General features: G+C 65.8%; 20 protein-coding genes and 1 pseudogene. 13 read left to right on the top strand and 8 right to left on the bottom strand.

What is annotated here, in order from left to right; genetic code table 11:
- Positions 1-6: 6 nt before the first annotated feature.
- The 7 genes from ACKOED_RS12375 (at position 7) to ACKOED_RS12345 (ending at position 6491) form a co-directional block, all read left to right on the top strand.
- On the top strand, positions 7-852 hold the full coding sequence (locus ACKOED_RS12375; RefSeq protein WP_408916901.1) for an ABC transporter permease: 846 nt from the start codon (positions 7-9) through the stop codon (positions 850-852).
- 68 nt (positions 853-920) lie between these two features.
- Entirely contained in the window at positions 921-2051 is a 1131-nt protein-coding gene (locus tag ACKOED_RS12370) for an ABC transporter substrate-binding protein (protein ID WP_408916900.1), read from the top strand.
- A gap of 63 nt (positions 2052-2114) precedes the next feature.
- The gene (locus ACKOED_RS12365; RefSeq protein WP_408916899.1) at positions 2115-2456 is read left to right on the top strand and encodes a VOC family protein; all 342 of its coding nucleotides are present in this window, start codon (positions 2115-2117) and stop codon (positions 2454-2456) included.
- Positions 2453-3646, top strand: coding sequence for a hypothetical protein (locus tag ACKOED_RS12360; RefSeq protein ID WP_408916898.1), 1194 nt, complete (start codon positions 2453-2455; stop codon positions 3644-3646). Before ACKOED_RS12365 ends, ACKOED_RS12360 begins: the two co-directional genes overlap by 4 nt.
- Complete coding sequence (locus ACKOED_RS12355; protein WP_408916897.1) at positions 3643-4428, top strand: SDR family oxidoreductase; 786 nt, start codon at positions 3643-3645, stop codon at positions 4426-4428. Before ACKOED_RS12360 ends, ACKOED_RS12355 begins: the two co-directional genes overlap by 4 nt.
- Positions 4428-5429 (top strand): Gfo/Idh/MocA family protein, encoded by a 1002-nt coding sequence (locus tag ACKOED_RS12350; RefSeq protein WP_408916896.1) that lies wholly within the window; start codon positions 4428-4430, stop codon positions 5427-5429. The genes ACKOED_RS12355 and ACKOED_RS12350 overlap by 1 nt, the downstream gene beginning before the upstream one ends.
- A gap of 9 nt (positions 5430-5438) precedes the next feature.
- Positions 5439-6491: a Gfo/Idh/MocA family protein gene (locus tag ACKOED_RS12345; RefSeq protein WP_408916895.1), complete on the top strand. Its 1053-nt coding sequence runs from the start codon at positions 5439-5441 to the stop codon at positions 6489-6491.
- Positions 6492-6501: 10 nt separating this feature from the next.
- On the opposite strand, the gene ACKOED_RS12340 is transcribed toward ACKOED_RS12345, so the two are convergent.
- The 7 genes from ACKOED_RS12340 to ACKOED_RS12310 all read right to left on the bottom strand — a co-directional run bounded on the left by ACKOED_RS12340 (position 6502) and on the right by ACKOED_RS12310 (position 13688).
- The gene (locus ACKOED_RS12340; RefSeq protein WP_408916894.1) at positions 6502-7269 is read right to left on the bottom strand and encodes an SDR family NAD(P)-dependent oxidoreductase; all 768 of its coding nucleotides are present in this window, start codon (positions 7267-7269) and stop codon (positions 6502-6504) included.
- Positions 7269-8432 carry a galactonate dehydratase gene (gene dgoD, locus ACKOED_RS12335; protein ID WP_408916893.1) on the bottom strand — a complete coding sequence of 388 codons (1164 nt, stop codon included), beginning with the start codon at positions 8430-8432 and terminating at the stop codon, positions 7269-7271. The genes ACKOED_RS12340 and dgoD overlap by 1 nt, the downstream gene beginning before the upstream one ends.
- A 10-nt stretch (positions 8433-8442) precedes the next feature.
- Positions 8443-9465 (bottom strand): ABC transporter permease, encoded by a 1023-nt coding sequence (locus ACKOED_RS12330; RefSeq protein ID WP_408916892.1) that lies wholly within the window; start codon positions 9463-9465, stop codon positions 8443-8445.
- 9 nt (positions 9466-9474) lie between these two features.
- Positions 9475-10260, bottom strand: coding sequence for an ATP-binding cassette domain-containing protein (locus tag ACKOED_RS12325; RefSeq protein ID WP_408916891.1), 786 nt, complete (start codon positions 10258-10260; stop codon positions 9475-9477).
- A 64-nt stretch (positions 10261-10324) separates the two neighbouring features.
- Complete coding sequence (locus tag ACKOED_RS12320) at positions 10325-11335, bottom strand: substrate-binding domain-containing protein (protein ID WP_408916890.1); 1011 nt, start codon at positions 11333-11335, stop codon at positions 10325-10327.
- A gap of 82 nt (positions 11336-11417) precedes the next feature.
- On the bottom strand, positions 11418-12329 hold the full coding sequence (locus tag ACKOED_RS12315; RefSeq protein ID WP_408916889.1) for a dihydrodipicolinate synthase family protein: 912 nt from the start codon (positions 12327-12329) through the stop codon (positions 11418-11420).
- Between the two features lie 15 nt (positions 12330-12344).
- Entirely contained in the window at positions 12345-13688 is a 1344-nt protein-coding gene (locus ACKOED_RS12310) for an aspartate aminotransferase family protein (protein ID WP_408916888.1), read from the bottom strand.
- A 73-nt stretch (positions 13689-13761) separates the two neighbouring features.
- Between ACKOED_RS12310 and ACKOED_RS12305 the strand changes: the two genes are divergently transcribed.
- The 3 genes and pseudogenes from ACKOED_RS12305 to ACKOED_RS12295 all read left to right on the top strand — a co-directional run bounded on the left by ACKOED_RS12305 (position 13762) and on the right by ACKOED_RS12295 (position 15931).
- Positions 13762-14277 (top strand): GNAT family N-acetyltransferase, encoded by a 516-nt coding sequence (locus ACKOED_RS12305; RefSeq protein WP_408916887.1) that lies wholly within the window; start codon positions 13762-13764, stop codon positions 14275-14277.
- A complete protein-coding gene (locus tag ACKOED_RS12300) occupies positions 14274-15167 on the top strand; it encodes an NAD(P)-dependent oxidoreductase (RefSeq protein ID WP_408916886.1) in 894 nt (297 codons plus the stop codon). The genes ACKOED_RS12305 and ACKOED_RS12300 overlap by 4 nt, the downstream gene beginning before the upstream one ends.
- 1 nt (position 15168) lies before the next feature.
- Positions 15169-15931, top strand: a pseudogene (locus ACKOED_RS12295) (glucose 1-dehydrogenase).
- Here the strand turns inward: ACKOED_RS12295 and ACKOED_RS12290 are convergent.
- Positions 15917-16885 carry a GlxA family transcriptional regulator gene (locus ACKOED_RS12290; protein ID WP_408916885.1) on the bottom strand — a complete coding sequence of 323 codons (969 nt, stop codon included), beginning with the start codon at positions 16883-16885 and terminating at the stop codon, positions 15917-15919. The pseudogene ACKOED_RS12295 and the gene ACKOED_RS12290 sit on opposite strands and share 15 nt — an antisense overlap.
- Positions 16886-16975: 90 nt before the next feature.
- Between ACKOED_RS12290 and ACKOED_RS12285 the strand changes: the two genes are divergently transcribed.
- The 3 genes from ACKOED_RS12285 to ACKOED_RS12275 form a co-directional block, all read left to right on the top strand.
- Positions 16976-18226: a sarcosine oxidase subunit beta family protein gene (locus ACKOED_RS12285; RefSeq protein WP_408916884.1), complete on the top strand. Its 1251-nt coding sequence runs from the start codon at positions 16976-16978 to the stop codon at positions 18224-18226.
- A gap of 13 nt (positions 18227-18239) precedes the next feature.
- On the top strand, positions 18240-18524 hold the full coding sequence (locus ACKOED_RS12280; protein ID WP_408916883.1) for a sarcosine oxidase subunit delta: 285 nt from the start codon (positions 18240-18242) through the stop codon (positions 18522-18524).
- A partial coding sequence (locus ACKOED_RS12275; RefSeq protein WP_408916882.1) for a sarcosine oxidase subunit alpha family protein occupies positions 18521-21049 on the top strand: 2529 nt, incomplete at its 3' end. The genes ACKOED_RS12280 and ACKOED_RS12275, both read left to right, overlap by 4 nt.

Here is a 21049-nt window from a genome sequence, read left to right as displayed (position 1 = left end):
GAAGCAGTGGACAAGGCGCTCGGCGACAAGATCCCGGAATTCAACAAAAAGCCCGGGGGCGGCGGCAATGTCGGCTTGAGCGGCGCATCCTTCAGCCTCGGCGACCACCGCACCAAATTCGAGGTTTTCGTCATCATTCTCGTCGCAGTGATTATCATCGGCGGCGCCGAATGGCTGATCTACGCCTTCAAGGTGCCGCAATATGTGCTGCCGCGGCCGAGCCAGATCGCCTATGCGCTGGTGACCGAATTTCCCAATCTGTGGCCGCATGTGAAGATCACCCTGTTTGAGTTGTTCGTTGGCTTCGGTATCGGGGCGTCGATCGGCTTCGTGCTGGCGGCGGTGATCACGCAGTTTCCCTTCGTGGAGAAAGTGGTTACGCCCTACATCCTGCTCCTCGTGACCACGCCGATGCTGGCCCTGGTGCCGCTGCTGATCCTGCGCTTCGGGTTTGGCAGCGAGCCGCGCATCATCGCCGTGGCGCTGGCCTCCGGCCCCATGGTGATGATCAATTCGGCCACGGGCTTCCGCCGCGTCGACCTCGCCAAGATCGCGCTCGCCAAGTCATTCGGGGCAAGCACCTTGCAGATCTTCACCAAGATCCGCATCCCCATGGCCATGCCGATGATCATCGTCGGGCTCATGGTGGGTTCGATCTTCGGGCTGCTCACCACGGTCGGCGCCGAAATGGTCGGCGGCGCCGAGGGGCTGGGAAACCGGTTGACCTATTACTCCGCGCTGATCCGCATGCCGCAGTTCTTCGCCATCATCCTGATCCTCGCGATCCTCGGCATCTCGATCTACGTGTTCTTCTTCTGGCTCGGAAAGAAATGGGCCAGTTGGGAGGCCTGAAACGGGAAAGGCCTTTCGCAACATGAATTCCCGGAAACGCGTTCCATGATACCGAGGAGGAAACGACAATGAGTGGACAGATGATGATCGGGCGGCGGCAACTGCTGACCCTGACAGCGGCGGGCGTCACGGCGGCCGCGTTCGGCGGGCTGGCCGGATCGCGCCAGGCCATGGCGGCGGAAGTCGTGCGCTGGGTGAGCCCGCGCGGCACCGTCGAGGTGCTGGACGACTATCCCTACTGGGTCGCCAAGCGGATGGGTTATTTCGGCGACATCGAAACGACCCTCGAGCCCGGGCCCTCGGATGCGACCGCCACCGTCAAGCTGGTTGACCAGAACCAGGCCGACGTCGGCTATCCGTCGCCCGGCGTGTTCTCGCTCGGGCTGGCGCAGGGCATGCCGATCGTCTCGGTATTCCACATGGGCGGCGGCGACGTGTTCGATTTCGCGTTCAGAAAGGGCGAGAAGCCCGCGAGCCTGAAGGACCTCGAAGGCAAGACCATCGTGCTCGGCTCGGCCGGCTGGCAGTCAATCGCCGATCCCATGCTGAAAGCGGCGGGCGTTGATATCACCAAGGTCAAATATGTCGATGCCGGCTGGCCCACCTGGGGCACGGCGCTGATGTCGGGCCAGGGCGATGCCGCGCTCGCCTGGGAGGGTCTCCGCGCCCAGTGGAAGGGCCAGGGCCTTGACTTCGACTATTGGCTCGGCCGCGATTTCTCGAAGCTTCCCGCCAACAGCTTCGTGATCCGCAAGGCTGATTTCGACGATCCCGCGAAGAAGGACCTCTATGAGCGCTATCTCCGCGGCTGGGCGATGGGCCTTGAATTCGGCCGCGACAACCCGCGCGCCGCCACGCAGATCGTCATGGAGCAGTTCCCGGCGCTCAGCTCGCAGATGACGCCCGACGTGGCCGTCGAATCGCAAATGCAGCTGGCCAACGTGTTCGCCGGCCGCCTCGACGAGCGCCAGCAGAAATGGGGCTATCACCTGCCCGAAAGCTGGCAGCTGTTCTTCGACACCGGCCGCGAAATCGGCCAGATCCAGGGCGACTTCAAGCTCGAGGACGTGGTCAAGAACGACTATGTCGACGCCGCCAACAACTTCGACAAGGCCAAGGTGAAGGCCGATGCCGACGCCTTCAAGCTGTCGGACGCCTATGCGGCGGTGAATGTGGACGAAATCGCCAAGCGTCTGTGACGCGCGGAGGCGGCGGGATTACCCCGCCGCCTCTCTCTTTTTTGCCGTCCGCGAGGCCTGCCCATGTTCGCCTTCGATCACGTCGGAATCACCACCGCCATCAAGCAGCCGGACGAGAACTGGGTCGAGCAGAGCCGCGTGAGGGTCACCAACCCGCGCAATCATCCCGAACATATCGAATTCCTGCGCTATGAACCGGACAGCCAGGTTCCAGAGGCCATCAAGGCCAATCCGCATATTGCTTTCCGGGTGGCCTCGCTTGAGGAGCATCTGCGCCAGCCCGGCGTCGAGATCATCATTCCGCCGTTTGAGGTGGGCGGCTTCCTGCGGGTTGTGTTCGTGCGCAAGCACAACACGATCTTCGAATACATGCATTATTTGAAGGAAGGCTGGTTCGGGCAATGAATTCCGCCAGCTACCGCGCCATCTATGCCTATGCCTGGGACCTGGCCGAGGCGGGTGTGGCCGATACCGTGGCGGAGTTCTCGGCGCTTGGCCTCGATACCGTCACCATGGCCGGAAGCTATCACGCGGGCAAGTTCCTGCGGCCGCATGGCAAGGCCGGCAAGGTTTACTTTCCCGAGGACGGCACAGCCTATTTCAGGACTGACCCCGCGCGCTATGGCGCCATCAAGCCCGTCGAGAACAGCCTGCTCGCCACCACCGACGTGATGCGCGAGCTGTGCGCCGGGCCGATGCGGGTCAATGCCTGGATGGTGCTTCTGCACAACACGCTGCTTGGCACGCGCCATCCGGAGGCGACCGCCGCCAACGCCTTCGGCGACCGCTATGTCTACAGCCTGTGCCCGTCGCACCCGGAGGCGCGCGCCTATGCCATTGGCCTCGCCCGCGATGTGACCGAGTCCTACCCGGTCACCGGCGTATCGCTGGAGTCGCCCGGCTTTGCGCCTTATGTGCATGGCTTTCACCATGAATTCGCGCTGAACCAGCCCAACCGCTGGCTCGATGCCCAGCTGGGGCTGTGCTTCTGCGATCATTGCCTGGCCGGCGCGTCCGCGGCGGGGATTGACGCCCGGGCGCTGAAAGCGCGGGTGGCGCGGGACATTACGGACTATCTGGCCAGCGATATTGATTTTCCCGCCGACATGGCCGAGGCCTTCTGGCTTGCGGACACCCGGACCGGCGGTGAGTTGAAAGCTTTCCTCGATTGGCGCTGCGGCGTCGTCACCTCATTGGTGGCGGAAATCCGCGGCGTGGTGCGCAACGGCGCCAGCGTGGCGGTGATCCCGTCGGTGGCGCGGCCCACCGGCGGCGCCTGGTATGAGGGCAGCGATCTTGCCGCCCTGGCGCGCGCCGCGGGGATCATCGAAGCCTGTTTCTATGAACCGTCGGCAGCGCGGGTGAAGGCTGATCTGTTCGATGTGCGGCGGCGGCTGGCAAACAGCGGCGCGCTGCGCGGCATTCTGCGGCCTGCCTGGCCAGACCTCGGCAGCAAGGCGGAATTACTGGCGGCGGCCGCGGCGCTGAAGGACGGCGGGGTCAGCGGCATCGCGTTCTACAATTGGGGCCATCTGCGCCAGGCGAATGTCCGGTGGATTGCGGATGCGCTGGCGGCATTCGGAGGCAGATCATGAGTTTCGCGGGGAAGACCGTGGCGATCACCGGTGCGGCGGGCGGCATCGGCCAGGCGCTGTGCAGGCATTTCGCGGCGGCAGGCGCCAGCATCGCGGCGATCGACAAGAGCGAGAGTCTGCCCGCCTTCATGGCGGAGGACTGGGCAAAGCATGTGAAGACCGCGCATGTGGTCGCCGATATCGGCGACCGCGCCGCCGTGGCCGCCGCCTTCGCGCAGCTCACGAAAGCGCTGGGCCCCACCGCCATTCTCGTCAACAATGCCGGTTTTTCCTCGCATCCGACCTTTGCCCGCACGACGCCGGAAAGCTGGAACCATGAGGTGAATGGCAACCTCAACAGTGCCTATTACTGCGCGCATGCCGTGCTTGACGGCATGAAGCAGCTGGGCGGCGGGTCGATCATCGCCATTGGCTCCGTGAACGGCCTCGGCGCGCTGGGCGATCCTGCCTACAGCGCCGCCAAGGCCGGCATGATCTCGCTCACCCAATCGCTGGCGCTGGAATATGGGCGGTTCAACATCCGCGCCAACATCGTGTTGCCGGGCACGGTGCGAACACCCCTGTGGAAAGTGCGCGCCGCGAAGGACCCCGCCGTGCTTGAGACGCTGCGCAAGTGGTATCCCCTTGGACGAATTGTCGATCCCGAGGACGTGGCGGCCGCCGTGGCCTTTCTCGCCTCCGACGCCGCGGCGGCGATCACCGGCGTGGCGCTGCCCGTCGATTGCGGGCTGACGGCGGGGAACATCGTCATGACGCGCGAGCTTACCCTGGAGGATTTGTGATGGACAGGCTGCGCATCGGCGTCATCGGGCTCGGCTGGTTCGGCGAAATCCACTGTGAAGCCATCGCTGGCATTCCCAATCTTGAACTTGCCGCGCTCTGCACGCGGCGGCCGGAACGGCTTGCGGAAATGGCGGCGAAGTTCGGCGTGAGCAAGACGTTCATCGACTACCGCCAGATGCTGGCCGATAAGGATATCGACGCCGTTTCCATCGTCACCATGTGGGACCAGCATACGGAGCCCGCGGTTGATGCGCTCAAGGCCGGAAAGCATGTGTTTCTCGAAAAGCCGATGGCCTCGACGATTGCTGACTGCAAGCTGATCATGGCGGCCGCCAGGGCGTCCTCTGGCATACTGCAGATCGGGCATATCTGCCGCTTCAACCCGCGCTACCGCATGGCCAAACAGGCGATCGACGAAGGCCGCATCGGCAAGATCGTGGCGCTGCAGTCCCGCCGCAATATTCCCGCGGCCTGGACGCCCGCCATTCTGGAGAAGATCGGCCCCATCGTCGGCGATGCCATCCATGACACCGACCTGATGCTGTGGTTCACCGGTGACCGGGTGGCCAGCGCCTATGCCCAGACGGTGAGTGTGCGGAACCTGAAATACCCCGATATCGGCCAGACCATGTACCGCTTCAAGGGTGGCGCCACCGCGACGCTCGAGACGGTGTGGTGCATGCCGGAGAAGACGCCGTTCGATATCGACGAGCGCATGTCGATCATCGGCACGGAAGGCATCATCCACATCCAGGACACCTTCCCCAATCTCGGCATCGTTGACGGCAGCCGCCTGCACAGCCCGGACACCACCTATTGGCCGATGTTCGAAGGCGTGCGCGGCGGCGCGCTCAGGGCCGAGTTCGAGTATTTCGCCGCCTGCGCGCTCAAAGGCGTCGCGCCCGCCATCGGCCGGCCGGAAGATGCCGCGGCGGCGCTCGAGGCCACGCTCGCGGCTGAGCAATCGGCGCGCACCGGCAATGTTGTGAAAATCGGATAGGAGACGGACATGGCGGACAGGAAACTTCGCGTTCTCGTGGTGGGACTCGGCAACATGGGCATGAGCCACGCCCTGGCCTATACCCGCATCCCGGATTTCGAGGTGGTCGGCGTGTGCGAGCGCCGCATCGCCAGCCGCAAGCTTCCCGAGGCGCTCAAGGGTGCCGCGGCCTATGACAATTTCGAAAAGGCCCTGGCGGAACTGAAGCCTGATGTGGTGTCGATCAACACCCTGCCGGACACCCACGCCCAGTTCGCCATCAAGGCCATGGAGGCGGGTGCGCATGTGTTTGTTGAAAAGCCGCTCGCCGATACCGCGGAGAACGCCGAAAAGGCGGTGGAAACGGCCCGCCGCACCGGCAAGAAGCTGGTGGTGGGCTACATTCTCCGCCAGCATCCGAGCTGGGTGAAGTTCATCGAGATCGCCCAGCAGCTGGGTACGCCGCTCGTCTTCCGCATGAACCTCAACCAGCAGTCCAATGGCGAGACCTGGGACTGGCACAAGCGGCTGCTCAATTCCTTCCCGCCGATCGTCGATTGCGGCGTCCACTATGTCGACGTCATGTGCCAGATGACCAAGGCGAAGCCGGTCAAGGTTCACGCCATCGGCGCCGCGCTCACCAATGAGGTGAAGCAGCAGAATTACGGCATGCTGCAGGTGATCTTCGATGACGGGTCGGTTGGCTGGTATGAGGCGGGCTGGGGCCCGATGATGAGCGAGACCGCCTTCTTCGTGAAGGACGTGATCGGGCCGAAGGGCTCGGTCTCCATCGTGATGGCGGAAACCTCGGGCGGGGTGAAGTCGGATGATATCAACGCCCATACCAAGACCAACCAGATCCTCTGGCACCACGCCGATATGAAGACGCCCGACACCCGCATCGACATGACCGATGAACCCAGCCACGACGACCTCTGCGAACGTGAACAGCGCTATCTGCTCAAAGCCATCCGCGAGGACCTCGACCTGACCGACCACATGAACGACGCGGTGAAGAGCCTCAAGATCGTCATGGCTGCTGACCGCTCGATCCATGAGGGGCGGGTGATACCGCTGTCGTGAGCGGGGCGCTCTAACCCGCGAAACGGGCGCTGAGCCCGCCATCCACCAGCCAGTTGGCGCCGGTCACGAAGGAGGCCTCGTCCGAAAGCAGGAACACCGCGCAACTGGCAATCTCGGCGGGCTGACCCATGCGCCCCAGCGGATGCGCGTCGAGTGCCTTCTGGCGCAGGCCGGGGTCGTTCATCGCGAAGAACTCGCGCACCAGATGGGTTTCGGTATAGCCGGGCGACAGCGCGTTCACCCGGATCTGGTGCTTGCCCATTTCGAGCGCCAGCGAGCGGGTGAGCCCGACGAGGCCCGATTTCGCCGCCGCATAGGGAAAGAAGCCCGGATAGGTCATCTCGGCGTGGATCGAGGCAATGTTGACGATGCTGCCGCGCCGCATGGCGATCATGCCGGGCAGCGCCTGGCGCGCCACCAGCCAGGCCGCCTTGAGATCGACGCTGAACACATCCTCCCATTCCGCTTCCGTCATGGCCACCGGATCGGCATAGGAATTACGCCCGGCGTTGTTCACAAGCCCGGTCACTGGCCCGAAGCGCCGCACGGCTTCGTCATGCACGCGCGCGATGTCCGCCGCCGCGCAGACGCTGCCCGCGCCGAAATAGCAGCGGCCGGAGGCATCCAGCGCCCGCGCCAGGCCTTCGCCCGCTTGCGTCTCGATGTCGATGAACGAGACCCGCGCGCCCTCGGCAAGCGCCTTTTCCACGATCGCCGCGCCGATGCCGCGGCTGCCGCCGGTCACCAGCACATGCTGGCCGTCAAGCCGGCCGGCCATCACCAGTCAGCCACGCTGCCGTCTGCGTGATACCACTGCACCGGCTGCACCTCGGCGAAGGGGTATTTGCGCGCCGCCTCGAAGTCGATCTCGACACCGATGCCAGGACTTCGCGAAGGCTCCACATGGCCAGCGATGATGGGCGTGACGCCGGAGACAATCTCGTCACGCCATGGCACGTCGGCGCGCATCACCTCCTGGATCAGAAAGTTGGGCGTGGCGAAGCCGAGGTGGATGTTCACCATGGTGGCGATCGGGCCCAGCGGGTTGTGCGGCGCCATGGACACGCCGAAGGTGTCGCACAGCGCCGCGATGCGCCGTACTTCCGTGAGGCCGCCGGCATGGCAGACATCGGGCTGCGCCACCGCGATCGCCTCCGCCTGCAAGAGATGCAGGAACTCATGCCGGTGCGCCAGGCGTTCGCCCGCCGCGACCGGCACCGGCGTGGCGCGCGCCACCCGCGCCGTTCCCCGCCAGTCTTCCGGCTGGCACGGTTCCTCGATGAAGAAGGGCCGGTAGGGCTCCAGCACCTTCGCATATTGGATCGCCATGGCCGCCGTGGTGCGCCCGTGCAGATCGACCATGATGTCCATGTCATCCCCGCCACCTTCGCGCGCCGCCGCCATCAGCGCGTCCGCCTCCTTGAGCGCCGCGAGGCCGTCCAGCGGCGCGGTCTTGCCCACCGCGAGGATCTTCACCGCCGTGAAACCGTCGGCGCGCGAGCAAGCCGCCTTCTCGCGGAACGAGGCGGCGGCGGCGGAGTTATAGACGGACTGCGAGTTGCCGCCGCCGAGATGGTCATACATGCGCAGCCTGGCGCGGCACAATCCGCCGAGCAGCTGCCACAAGGGAACGCCCAGATGCTTCGCCTTGATGTCATGCAGCGCCTGGTCGATGCCGGAGAGCGCCGACATGGTGACGATGCCGCCCTTGAAGAAGGGGTGGCGGAACATCACCTGCCACAGATGCTCGATATTGCGCGGATCCTCGCCGCGGATCAGTTGCGCGAGATCGTCAATGGCGCCGGTCACCGCGCGGGTCTGGAATTCGAGCGTCGCTTCACCAAGGCCATAGAGCCCTGGAACATCAGTCTCGACGCGCACGAAAATCCAGTTCCGGAGCTGGGCGTTGACCACGAAGCTCTTGATGGCGGTGATCTTCATCGGGCGGGCCTCAGCGGCCGGTGATCGACTGGCGGCGGATGCGGCGCTCGATCACCGTTTGCAGGACGACCGAGAGCACGATCACCAGGCCGAAGCACAGCTGGGTGTAGAAGGCGTTGATGCCCGCCGACACGATGCCCGCGTTGATGGCGCCGATGATATAGGACGCGACGAACGAGCCAACGATCGAGCCGGTGCCGCCGAACACCGAGGTGCCGCCCAGGAACACCGAGGCGATGGTGTTGAGCAGGAAGCCGTCACCCAGCGTCGGCCAGAAGTAATAGCCATAGACCGAGGTCATGACGCCGGCCAGCACCGCGACCAGCCCCACCAGAATGAAACACCGGGTCTTGACCTGCACCGCGTCGACACCCATGAGCCGCGCACTCGTCGGGTTGTCGCCCACCAGGAACACATGAGCGCCGAAGCGCGTGCGGTTGAGCAGCACCCATAGTACAATCGCCACGCCGATCATCCACAGCGTCTGCACCGGAATGCCGAACACCGGCTCGCGGAAAATGGCGTGCAGCGCCGGGTATTGATCCGCCGTCAGCGGCACGCCGGTGCCGTTCATCAATACGAGCTCGAGCCCGCGGAACAGGAACGAGGTGCCGATGGTGATCACCAGCGAGGGAATGTTGAGCCTGGCCACCAGCGTGCCGTTGACCCAGCCGCACATGGCGCCGGCCGCGAAGGCCGCCAGCAGCGCCAGCGGCCACGGGGCGCCCGCCTGGGCGAGCAGGCAGAAGGTTGCGGTGCCGAGCGCCATGATCGAGGGAAAGGAAAGATCGATCTCGCCGGTGATCACCACGAAGGTCAGCGCCAGGGCGATGATGCCGAACTGCGGGGTCGTCTGCGCGAAGGCCTTGTAGATGTCGATGTTGGTGAACACCGCGGGCGCGGCCAGCACGAAGCCAAGCCACATCGCCAGCCCCACGCCGATGATGCCGAGCTGCGAGCCATAGCGCCGGAGCCAGGACGGCGGCGCCACGCGATTATCGGCTGGGCGGGCCTTTGCGGTTTCGGTCGGCATGGTGTCCTCTCAGGTCAGCGAGCCGGTGCGGGCGACGTGGTAGAGCCGCTCGATCAGCTCGTCCATGGTGATCTGCGATTTGTCATAGACGCCCGCCACCTTGCCGCGGTCGAGCACATAAAGCCTGTCGACCACGGGATAGACGTGGAAGATGTTGTGATCGATGAAGATCGCGGATTTGCCGGCCTTCTTGATGTTGCCGACGAAGTCCAGCGTCTTGCGGGTCTCGGTGAGCGACAGGCCCATGGTGGGCTCGTCGAGAATCACCAGCTCGGCGTCAAAGTAGAGCGCGCGGGTGATGGCGACACCCTGCTTCTCGCCGCCCGACATGGTGGTTACCACATTGTCGGGGTGCACGGCCGCCGAGGTGAAGCCCATGTGCTCGCTCATCAGCCTGGCCGATTCGGCGCGCATCCGGGCCACGTCGAGCAGGCCCCACTTGGTCCGCAGTTCGCGGCCCATGAACATGTTGCGCCAGATCGGCTGCTTCTCGCAGAGCGCGCGCTCCTGATAGACGGTCTCGATGCCCAGCCCGCGGGCGCGGGCCACCGACCAGTCATCGATGCGTTTGCCCTTGAAAAAGATCTCGCCGCCGGCATCGGGGCGATGAAAGCCCATCACCGTCTTGACCAGCGTCGACTTGCCGGCGCCGTTGTCACCCAGAAGGCCGACGATCTCACCGGGATAGACCGCGAAGTCGATGCCCGAAAGCGAGCGCACTTCGCCGAACGTCTTGGAGACGTTGCGCAGTTCGATCACCGGAACGGAGCCGCCGCCGTTGCTTGCTTGCGTCATGCGTGAATGCCAGGCCTGGAATGAGGGGCGGCGGCTCCGGGATCGCGGAGCCGCCGCGCCGGCGTCAGCGGATTTCGACGGCCGCCAGCGGCGCAACCGCGTCGACATTGGTCGCGTCGACGAAGGCGCCAGCGGTGTTGATGTCGAGCCCCGAGAAGCCGAACTTCTTGGTCAGGCAGATGTTGAGGATCGGGATATAGCCCTGCAGGAACGGCTGCTGGTCGATGACCAGGTTCTGGAAGCCTTCCTTCACCGCCTGGGCGGTGTTGGGCGACATGTCGAAGCCCGCGAAGTAGACCTGCCCCGGCTGCAGCGAGGCGGCCTTGGCATAGACGCCCACATTGGAGGTGAGGCCGCCGTGGTCGGTCACCACGATCTTGATTCCCGGGTTGGCGCCCATCACGCCCACGAAGGTCGCGGTGCCGGCGTTCGGGTCGGCGTTGGTGGCCGAGTCGATCTCCTGATAGATCACCTTGGCGCCCGCCTTCTCGAAGGCGTCGATCACGCCCACCGTGCGCTGGCCGCGGTCGCCGCCCTGGCCCTTGAGGCCCCACACGAACACGCTGTCGCCCTGCTGCAGGTTGGCGCGCTTGGCGGCCTCGCTGGCCAGCGCGAAGCCGGCGGCGTAGTTGGGCGCTCCCACATAGCCGAAGCCCTGGGCGGCGTATTTCTTCTGGCTATCGGGCAGCGAGGTATTGAGCGTGGTGAAGATGGTGCCCTGGGCGAAGGCCTGATCGACCACCGGGCCGGGTGCCGGTTCGCCGGCAAAACCATAGGTGGCGATGCCGTCAACCTTGGTGGCCACCGCCTGCTGGATCTGCTGCAGCATCTTGTTCGGGTCCCAGTCGGAGAAGTAATAGGTCACTTCCGGCCCGAGATCGGCCTCGGCCTGGCGGAAACCATTATACACGTTGTTGGCGAAGACGCCGCCCTGCGGGCCGCCCGGGAAGGCGGCGATTTTCACGCCGGAGCACCATTTCGCCTGCGGATCAGCCGAGGCCACGCCCTGCGCCGCGAAGAAGGCCAGCGCGGCGGTTGCCGCCGTGAGCGCGGCGCGAGTTGAAGTGAATGTCATGATTTCCTCCCATTTGAACCCGTTTGTCTGCCAGCTGCCGCCGGTCCGCGTGCTTGAACGCGTGAAAGCAAAGCTATGGGAATCACGTTGGCCTGTAAAGAGACTCGCGCGCCAGCGGAAACGGACCCAGGTCCCGCACCAGCAGATCAAGCGCCGCCAGCTCGGCGGCTTCCGGTCTCAACGCCGGAGCCCGGTCGAACACCGCCAGTCCGGCGCGGGCCGCAAACAGGCGCTTGCCATAGCAGATCAGATGTTCGATCGAGCGCATGATGAAGGTGATGGCGGGCAGCGCCCGCTCATGCACCGCCTGGGCCGCGGCGCGCTGACCGTCATCATAGAGCCGCATCGCCTCCACGCCATAATCCACGGCGTCGGGAGCCAGCAGGAAACCATCGCAGCCGCCGTCGAGGCAGGCGATCATGCCGAGCCCGCCGCGCCCGTTGAACACCCGGAAATCCGGACCGGCCATCGTCCTGAGCCGTGCCGCGTCTTCCGCCGGGGCCTCGGCCTTGATCACCTCGAAATTGGCATGCCGCCGGCGCAGCACGCCGATGTCATCATCCGAGAGGCCGCGGCCCAGATATTGCGGCGCGTTCTGGATGGCGCAGGGCAGCGCCGTCTCGCCCATGACCCGGCCGAAAAACGAGATGTACTCGTCAGCGGCATAGGAACCCGCTTGCGGCGGCTGCAAGATGAGCCATGTCGCGCCCGCTGCCTCGGCATGGCGGACCATCGCGACCTGCTCGGCCACCGACTGGCCATAAATGGTGAAGCCGAGCGGCAAGCGGCCGTTCACGTCTTCCGCCACCCAGTCCATCAGAACAAGGCGTTCAGCGAAGCTCAGTTTCTGAACCTCGGTGGCAAGGCCCAGCGCGGCAATGCCAGCCACATCCGCCGCGATGCAGCGTTCGGCCTGCCGGCGCATGGCGGCGCGGTCGAGCGTCTCATCCGGCCCGAAGAACGCATAGAGGATCGCGTGAACGCCGCGCTGCATGACCGCCAGCCAGCCTCAGGCCAGCCCCTCGGCGGCCAGCACCTGGCGGATCGATGCGGCAGTCTTGTCCGCGATTTCCTCCAGTTCGCCCTCTGTCACGTTGTAGGGCGGCGCGATGATCACCACGTCGCCATTGACGCCGTCAACGTTGCCGCCCACCGGATAGCAGATGAGCCCGTTGGCGAAGGCCTGCTGCCGCACCTTCATGAACAGCTTGCGCTCGCCGTCGAAGGGCCGGCGGGTTTCGCGGTCGGCCACCAGTTCGATGGCCTGGAAGAAGCCGCGGCCCCTGATGTCGCCCACCGCCTCGATGTCCTGCGTCGCCGCGCTGAGCAGGGCGTGAAGCCTGCCCTCCATCGCGTGCACGCGCTCGACCAGCCTGTCGCGCTCGACGATTTTCTGCACCGCCACGCCAGCGGCGCAGCACGCGGTGTGGCCGGTGAAGGTATGTCCGGTCATCGGCGCGCCATGCAGGCCATGAATCGCCTCGGCCACCTTGTCGTTGTAGATGGCGGCGCCGAGCGGCAGGTAGCCGGCCGCCAGTCCCTTGGCGACCGACATCACATCGGGCTCGACGCCATCGCGCTCCAGCGCGCGCCAGGCGCCGGTGCGGCCCGCCCCGCACATCACCTCGTCAGAGATCATGATGACGCCATGGCGGTCGCAGATGTCGCGCACCCGCCTGGCATAACCAGGCGGGGCCGGCACGCAGCCGCCCGCGGCCCCCACCACCGGCTCGAAGATGAAGGCGCAGACATTCTCGGGCCCCAGCCTGAGGATTTCATGCTCGAGCTCCCTGGCGCAGGCCTCGCCCACGGTTTCCGCCGTCGCACCGGCCACCGGACGGTAGGCATTGACGGGAGACAGGCGCGACACTTCCAGCAGCGAGCCCTCGAAGGCGCGCTTGCGTTCGAGAAATCCCGAGACCGAAAGGGCGCCCAGCGTGTTGCCGTGCCAGGAGCGCTCGCGCGCGATGAAGCGGCGCCGGCTCATCTCGCCGCGCGCCGCGTGATATTGCAGCGCGAGCTTGAGGCAGGATTCGACGGCCTCCGACCCGCCCGTCACATAGACCATGTGCCTGAGCGTGCCGCCGCAGCGGCGGCGGATGATCTCCGTCAGCTCCTCCAGCGCATCGGAGGTGAAATTATAGCGGTAGCCATGGGCGATGCGGTCAAGCTGATCCTTGATCGCCGCATTGACCTCGGGGTCGGAGTGGCCGATGCAATAGACAGCGGGGCCGCCGGACCCATCGATGTATTGCTTGCCGTCGGCGTCATAGACATAGCTGCCCTTCGCCCACGCCACTTTCGGAAGGTCGCCGGTCGAATGAATATGCTTGGGAAGTGCGGCGGAGGACATAAGCGTTGCGCCCTGTATTGGATATGACAATGAGACAGTCTCTTAGCACCCGGAACAAAGCTTCGGCAAACCGGTGACCGGCCGCTCCGACCAGTTTCCCCATGGAGCCGCCGCAACCGTGATCCGGCCGATGCGCGCCGATGAGGTGGAGCAGGTGGCCGCCATGGTGCGGGGCCTCGCCCGGGATATCGGCGCCAGCACCGTTCCGCAGCTGACGGCGGCCGGCCTGGCGGCGGCGCATGACCTGATCGACACCGTGGTGGCGGAAGAGCATGGCCGGCTGACGGGGGCCTGCCTCGGGCTCATGACCTATTCAACCTGGCGCGGCGCGCGCGGCCTCTACGTGGTCGATCTGTTCGTCATGCCGGAGGCGCGGGGCAGGAACATCGGCGAGCGGCTGCTGCGCCATATGGGCCGCCGGTTCGCGGCCCGTGGAGCCCGGTTCATCAAGCTCGAAGTGGACGCAACAAACGCCGCGGCCGCGCGTTTCTACGCCAGGCTGGGCTTTGCGAAGAAGACGGAAGACAGGCTCCACATTCTGGAGCATGATCAATTCACAGGCTTCATTTCAAGCGGAGGAGAGACATGACCATCAAGCGCGTCGGGCTGATCGGGGTTGGCCTCATGGGCCACGGCATCGGCAAGAACATTCTGGCGAAAGGCTACCAGCTCACCGTCATGGCGCACCGCAACCGCGGCCCGGTGGATGACCTTGTCGCCAAGGGCGCCCATGAGCGCAACAACCCGCTCGCCGTGGCGCGCGAATCCGATCTCGTCATCCTCTGCGTCACCGGCACGCCGCAAGTGGAGCAACTGATTTACGGCGAATACGGCCTGCTCGGCGCGGTCCATGACGGGCTGGTCATCGCCGACTGCAGCACGGCGGAGCCCGGCTCGACCGTCAGGATCGCTGCCGACGTCGAGGCCAAGGGCGGGCATTTCGTCGACACGCCGATGACCCGCACCCCGCGCGAGGCGGAGGCCGGCAAGCTTGGCCTGATGACCGGCGGCCCCGAGGCGGTGATCGCGCGCATCCGCCCGGTGCTTGACTGTTTCGCGGACACCATCGTGCATGCTGGCGCCGTGGGCTCCGCGCATCAGCTGAAGCTCATCAACAATTTCCTGTCGATCTGCCATGCCGCGGTGGCGGCCGAGGCGATCACCGTGGCCGCCAGGGCCGGCGTCGACATGAAATCGCTCCGCGACATCGTCATGGCGGGCGGCGCCGCCTCGACGATGTTCGGACGGCTGATCAACGTGCCGCTGGCCGATGATGACAGCCATGCCCAGTTCGCCATCCGCAACGCCCGCAAGGATCTCCGCTACTACACCAACATGACAGAGCAGCTGCCGGTCACCTCGTTTCTGGCCGAGACGGCGCACCAGATGACGGTGATGGCGGACAACATGGGTTATGGCGAACGCTTCCTGCCCCGGCTCATCGATGTGCTGATGGCCGTCAACGGGATGAAGAAATAGCATGAGCGGTCTGTTCTCGCTCAAGGGCCGGGTGGCGCTGGTCACCGGGGCATCGCGCGGATTGGGCCTTGCCATGGCGAAAGCCCTGGCGGCGCAAGGGGCCACCGTGGCGGTCAACGCCCGCAACGCCGCGGAGCTCGACGCCGCCGCCAGAACGATCGGCGCCGAGGCCATGGCCTTCGATGTGACCGATGCGGCGGTGTCGCGCGCCGCGCTGGAAGATATCGCCCGGCGCCATGGCAGGCTCGACATCCTCATCAACAATGCCGGCATCCAGCACCGGCGTCCGCTGACCGAGTGGCAGGATCGAGTGGCAGGATGAGGATTTCGACCGGGTTATCGCCGTCAATCTCTCATCGTGCTTCCGGCTGTCACGCGACGCGGCGCGCCTGATGCTGCCCAACCGTTATGGACGCATCATCAATACGGGTTCGGTGGCCGCCATTCTCGGACGGCCGACCATCCATGCCTATGTGGCCGCGAAGGCCGGTCTGCACGGCCTGACGCGCTCGATGGCGGCGGAACTTGGCCGCCAGGGCATCACCGTCAACGCGCTGGCGCCCGGCTATTTCGCGACCGAGCTCAATACGGCGCTTCTCGAGGACAAGGCCTTCACCGCCTGGGTCGAGGCCCGCACGCCCGCCGGGCGCTGGGCGAAGCCCGAAGAACTCGGCGGCGCGGCGGTGTTCCTCGCCTCCGACGCGGCCGCCTATGTCAACGGCCATGTGCTGGCGGTGGATGGCGGGCTGTCAGTTTCGCTCTGAGCCAGGCGCCGGCCGGCGCTCGGATGCCGGGGTGACGCCAAAGGCCTCGCGGTAGGCGCGGCCGAAATGGCTGGCGCTCGAGAAGCCGCAGCCCAGCGCGATCTCGGAAATCGGCGCCGCCGACTGCCGCAGCAGGTCGCGGGCCCGCTCAAGCCTCAGCTTGCGGTAATGGCTGGCATAGCTCACCCCCAGCTTCTCCGAAAACAGCCGGTCGAGCTGGCGGGCGGAGAGGCCGATGCGCCTTGCTGTTTCGCCCCGCTTCAGGGCTTCGCCGGGGTGGCTGTCCATCAGGTCCAGCGCCTGGCTGAGGCGGGAGTCGTGAACGCCATAGCGCGCCGTCAGCGAGGCGCGCTGGGCGCTCTGGGCGGGGCGGATGTCGGTGTGCATGAACCAGTCGGAAACCTGGCGGGCCAGCGCCGGCCCATGCCGCTCGGCGATCAGCGCGTGCATCATGTCGAGAGGGGCGATGCCGCCGGCGCAGGTAAGCCGGTTGCGGTCGACGATGTAGATCGAGCGCGACAGCATGATGTTGGGATATGATTCCGAGACCGCGGGCGCATGTTCCCAATGCACGGTCATGTGGTAGCCGTCCATGATGCCGGCCCGCGCCAGAATCACCGGCCCGCCTGAAACCCCGCCGATCCGCATGCCGCGCCCGGCCAGCGCCTTGAGCCAGCCCAGCGTCGCCTTGTCGCGGAACGAGGCCGGCCGGCCGCCGGCGCAGACCAGCAGCAGATCAAGGTCCACGGGCGTACCCGCGGTCACCGTGCACGCAACCGTTGCGCCGCACGATGCGGCCACCTCGGCGGGCCCCGGCGAGATATGAACCCAGCGGTAAAGCTCTCTTCCCGTCAACAGGTTGGCGGCGCGCAACGGCTCCACCGCCGCGGCATAGGACATCAGCGCGAAGCCGGGGATCAACAGGAAGCCAACGGTTTGCGGCTGTTCCGCCATGGCGCGTTTCTATCAGGATCCGGCTGATTTCTGCAAGACGAAAGCCGCCGCCGCTGCTAGGCATAATGTCTTGGAAAACGGAAACCGGGCATGCGTTACAACATCTTCTCGCTGATCAGGAATTCCTTCTCCGGCCACAGCCGGTGGCAGCCCGCCTGGCGGGAGCCGGAGCCCAAGGCTGAGTATGACATCGTCATCGTCGGCGGCGGCGGCCACGGGCTTTCGACCGCCTATTACCTCGCCAGGGAGCATGGCCTCACCAATGTGGCGGTGCTGGAAAAGGGCTGGCTCGGCTCCGGCAACATCGGCCGCAACACCACGATCATCCGTTCCAACTATCTGCTGCCCGGCAACAACCCGTTTTACGAATGGTCGATGAAGCTGTGGGAAAACCTGGAGCAGGATTTCAACTTCAACGCCATGGTCTCGCAGCGCGGCGTCCTCAACCTCTGCCATACGGATGCCCAGCGCGACGCCTTCGCGCGGCGCGGCAATGGCATGAGGATTGACGGCGTCGACGCCGAATTGCTGGACCGCGAGGCGGTGCGCGAGATGTATCCGTTCTTCGACTATGACAACGCCCGCTTTCCGATCAAGGGCGGGCTTCTGCAGCGGCGCGGCGGCACGGTGCGCCATGACGCCGTCGCCTGGGGCTATGCCCGCGGCGCCGACAGCCGCGGCGTCGATATCATCCAGCATTGCGAAGTCACCGGAATCCGCATCGAGAACGGCAAGGTCACCGGTGTCGACACCAACAAGGGCTTCATCGGCTGTAAGAAGCTGGGCCTCGCCACCGCCGGCAACTCCTCCGAGACGGCGGCCATGGCCGGCATGAAACTTCCCGTCGAGAGCCACGTGCTGCAGGCCTTCGTGTCCGAGGGCCTCAAGCCCTATATCGACGGCGTCGTCACTTTCGGCGCCGGGCATTTCTATGTCTCGCAGTCGGACAAGGGCGGGCTCGTCTTCGGCGGCGACATCGATGGCTACAATTCCTATGCCCGGCGCGGCAACCTGCCGATGGTGGAACATGTGGTGGAGGCCGGCGTCGCCATGATCCCCTCGCTCGCCCGGGTGCGGGTGCTCCGCTCGTGGGGTGGCATCATGGACATGTCGATGGACGGCTCGCCGATTATCGATAAAACCCACATCCAGGGCCTCTATCTCAACACCGGCTGGTGTTACGGCGGCTTCAAGGCCACGCCCGCCTCCGGCTGGTGCTTCGCCTATACCATCGCCAGGGATGAACCCCACAAGCTCAACGCCGCCTATCGTCTCGACCGGTTCCGCACCGGCCACATGATCGACGAAAAGGGCCAGGGCGCCACACCGAACCTGCACTGACGGATCACCAGCCATGCTCATCCCATGCCCCCATTGCGGAACGAGGCCGGTCGAGGAGTTCACCTTCCTCGGCGATGCCTCCGTCACCCGGCCCACGACCAACGATCCGTCCTCGATGGAACAGTGGTTCGACTATGTTTATCTGCGCAACAATCCGCGCGGCCGCTTCGAGGAATTCGCCCATCATTCGGGCGGCTGCCGCGCCTGGCTCGTCGTCTCCCGCAACACCGAAACCCATGAGGTCTATGGCGCCGTGAGCGCGCGCGACCATGCGAAGGCGAAGGGAGAAAAGCCATGACCTCCTATCGTCTGGCAAACGGCGGCCTCGTCGACCGCGCCGCGTCCCTGTCCTTCACCTTCGACGGCAAGCCGTTCACCGGCCTTGCCGGTGACACGCTGGCCTCCGCGCTGATGGCCAATGGCGTGCATCTGATGGGCCGGTCATTCAAATATCACCGGCCGCGCGGCGTGATCACCGCCGGCGCCGCGGAGCCCAACGCGCTGGTTGAATTGCGCGAGGGTGGCCGCAAGGAGGCCAATACGCGCGCCACCATGATCGAGCTCTATGACGGGCTTACCGCCACCAGCCAGAACCGCTGGCCATCGCTCGACTTCGACGTCGGCGCCGTCACGTCGCTGGCCTCGTCGATCTTTGTCGCGGGTTTCTACTACAAGACTTTCATGTGGCCGAAAAGCTTCTGGGAGAAGATCTATGAGCCGCTGATCCGCCGCGCCGCCGGCCTCGGCACGGCCTCCAGGCTCCCCGATCCCGACAAATACGAGAAAGCCTATGCCCATTGCGCACTGCTGGTGATCGGCTCCGGCCCCACGGGCCTGATGGCGGCGCTGGCCGCCGCCCGCGCGGGCGAGCGCGTGATCCTCGCCGATGAAGGCGCGAGGCTCGGCGGCTCGCTGCTGAACGAGCGCGAGGAGATCGACGGCAAGCCGGGCGTGGACTGGGCGGCCGGGGTATTGGCGGAACTGTCATCGCTGCCGAACGTAACCCTGATGCCGCGCACGACGGTGATGGGCTGGTTCGACGGCAATGTCTTCGGCGCCGTCGAGCGCGTGAACGATCATGTCGCGGAGCCTGACCCTTACGAGCCGCGCCAGCGCTATTGGCGCATCATGGCCAGGCGCGCCGTGCTGGCGGCGGGCGCCGAGGAACGCCCGGTGGCCTTCGGCGGCAATGATGTGCCGGGCGTCATGCTGGCCTCGGCCATGCGCGCCTATGCCAACCGCTATGGTGTGGCCGCGGGCCGGGCGGTTGCGGTGTTCGCCAACAATGACTCGGCCTATCGCACGGCGCGTGACCTCAAGGCACGGGGCGTGCACGTCGAGGCGGTCATCGACAGCCGCGCGGACTCGCGCGCCGACAGCGGCGGCATTCCAGTGTTCCGTGGACGGACGGTCCGCGACGTGCTGGGCAACAAGGCCGTGACCGGCATCGAGCTCGACGACGGCACGCACCTCGATTGCGAGGCGCTCGCCATGTCCGGCGGATGGAGCCCGGTCGTCAACCTCGCCTGCCACCGCGGCCAGAAACCGCGCTGGGACCAAAGCCTCCTCGCCTTCCTGCCGCCCGACACCGGTTCCGCGTTCACCGCGGCGGGGTCCGCGGCGGGCAAGATGCTGCTGTCCGAATGCCTCGCCGATGGCGCGGCCAAAGGCGCGGCGGGCGCCGCCGCCATCGCCGTGCCGCGCTGCCGTGACGAGTCCTTCGCCATCGCGCCGCTGTGGTGGGTGAAGGGCAGCCGCGGCAAGGCCTTCATCGATTACCAGAACGACGCCACGGCGAAGGACCTGCCGCTCGCCGCGCGCGAAGGCTACAGGGACGTGGAGCTGGCCAAGCGCTACACCACCACCGGCATGGCCACCGATCAGGGCAAGCTCGGCAATGTCAACGCCATCGCCATTCTGGCCGAGGCCACCGGCCGGTCGATGGACCAGGTGGGCACCACCACCTTCCGGCCCTTTTATACGCCGGTGTCGTTCGGCGCCTTCGCCGGGCCGTTCACCGGCCATCATTTCCAGCCGGTGCGCAAGACGCCGCTTCATGACTGGGCGGAGGAGCTTGGCGCGGTATTCGTCGAAACCGGCTTGTGGATGCGTTCTTCATGGTTTCCGCGGGCCGGCGAGGACTGGCTCGCCTCCGCCTCGCGCGAGGTGCTGGCCACGCGGAAAGGCGTCGGGCTCTGCGATGTCTCGACGCTCGGCAAGATCGACGTGCAGGGCAAGGACGCCGGCGCCTTTCTCGACAGGCTCTATTGCAACACCTTCTCGACGCTGGCCGTTGGCAAGGCGCGCTACGGGCTGATGCTGCGCGAGGACGGCATCGTTTATGACGACGGCACCACCTCGCGGCTGGCGGAGGATCATTTCGTGATGACCACCACCACCGCCAACGCCGCCAAGGTGATGGCGCAGATGGAATTCGCGCATCAGGCGCTGTTCCCCGATCTCGACGTGACCTATGTCTCGGTGACCGAGCACTGGGCGCAGATGGCGGTGGCCGGCCCCAGCTCACGCGCCACGCTGCAGAAGATCGTCGACGGCTTCGCATTGAACGACACGGCCGCGCCCTATATGGCGGCGCTGGAGATTACCGTGATGGGCGGCATTCCAGCGCGGCTGTTCCGCATCTCCTTCTCGGGCGAGCATGCCTATGAGCTCGCCGTGCCCGCCGACTACGGCAGCATGGTGGCGCGCGCGGTGATGCAGGCGGGCGCTGAATTCGGCATCGTGCCCTATGGCGTCGAGGCGCTGTCCATCATGCGCGTCGAGAAAGGCCATGTGGCGGGCGGCGAACTCAACGGCACGACG

This window comes from Aestuariivirga sp. (assembly GCF_046093005.1).
Taxonomy (GTDB): Bacteria; Pseudomonadota; Alphaproteobacteria; order Rhizobiales; family Aestuariivirgaceae; genus Aestuariivirga.
Note: the sequence above shows the minus strand (reverse complement) of the source record. Positions and strands in the feature narration are given on the sequence as shown.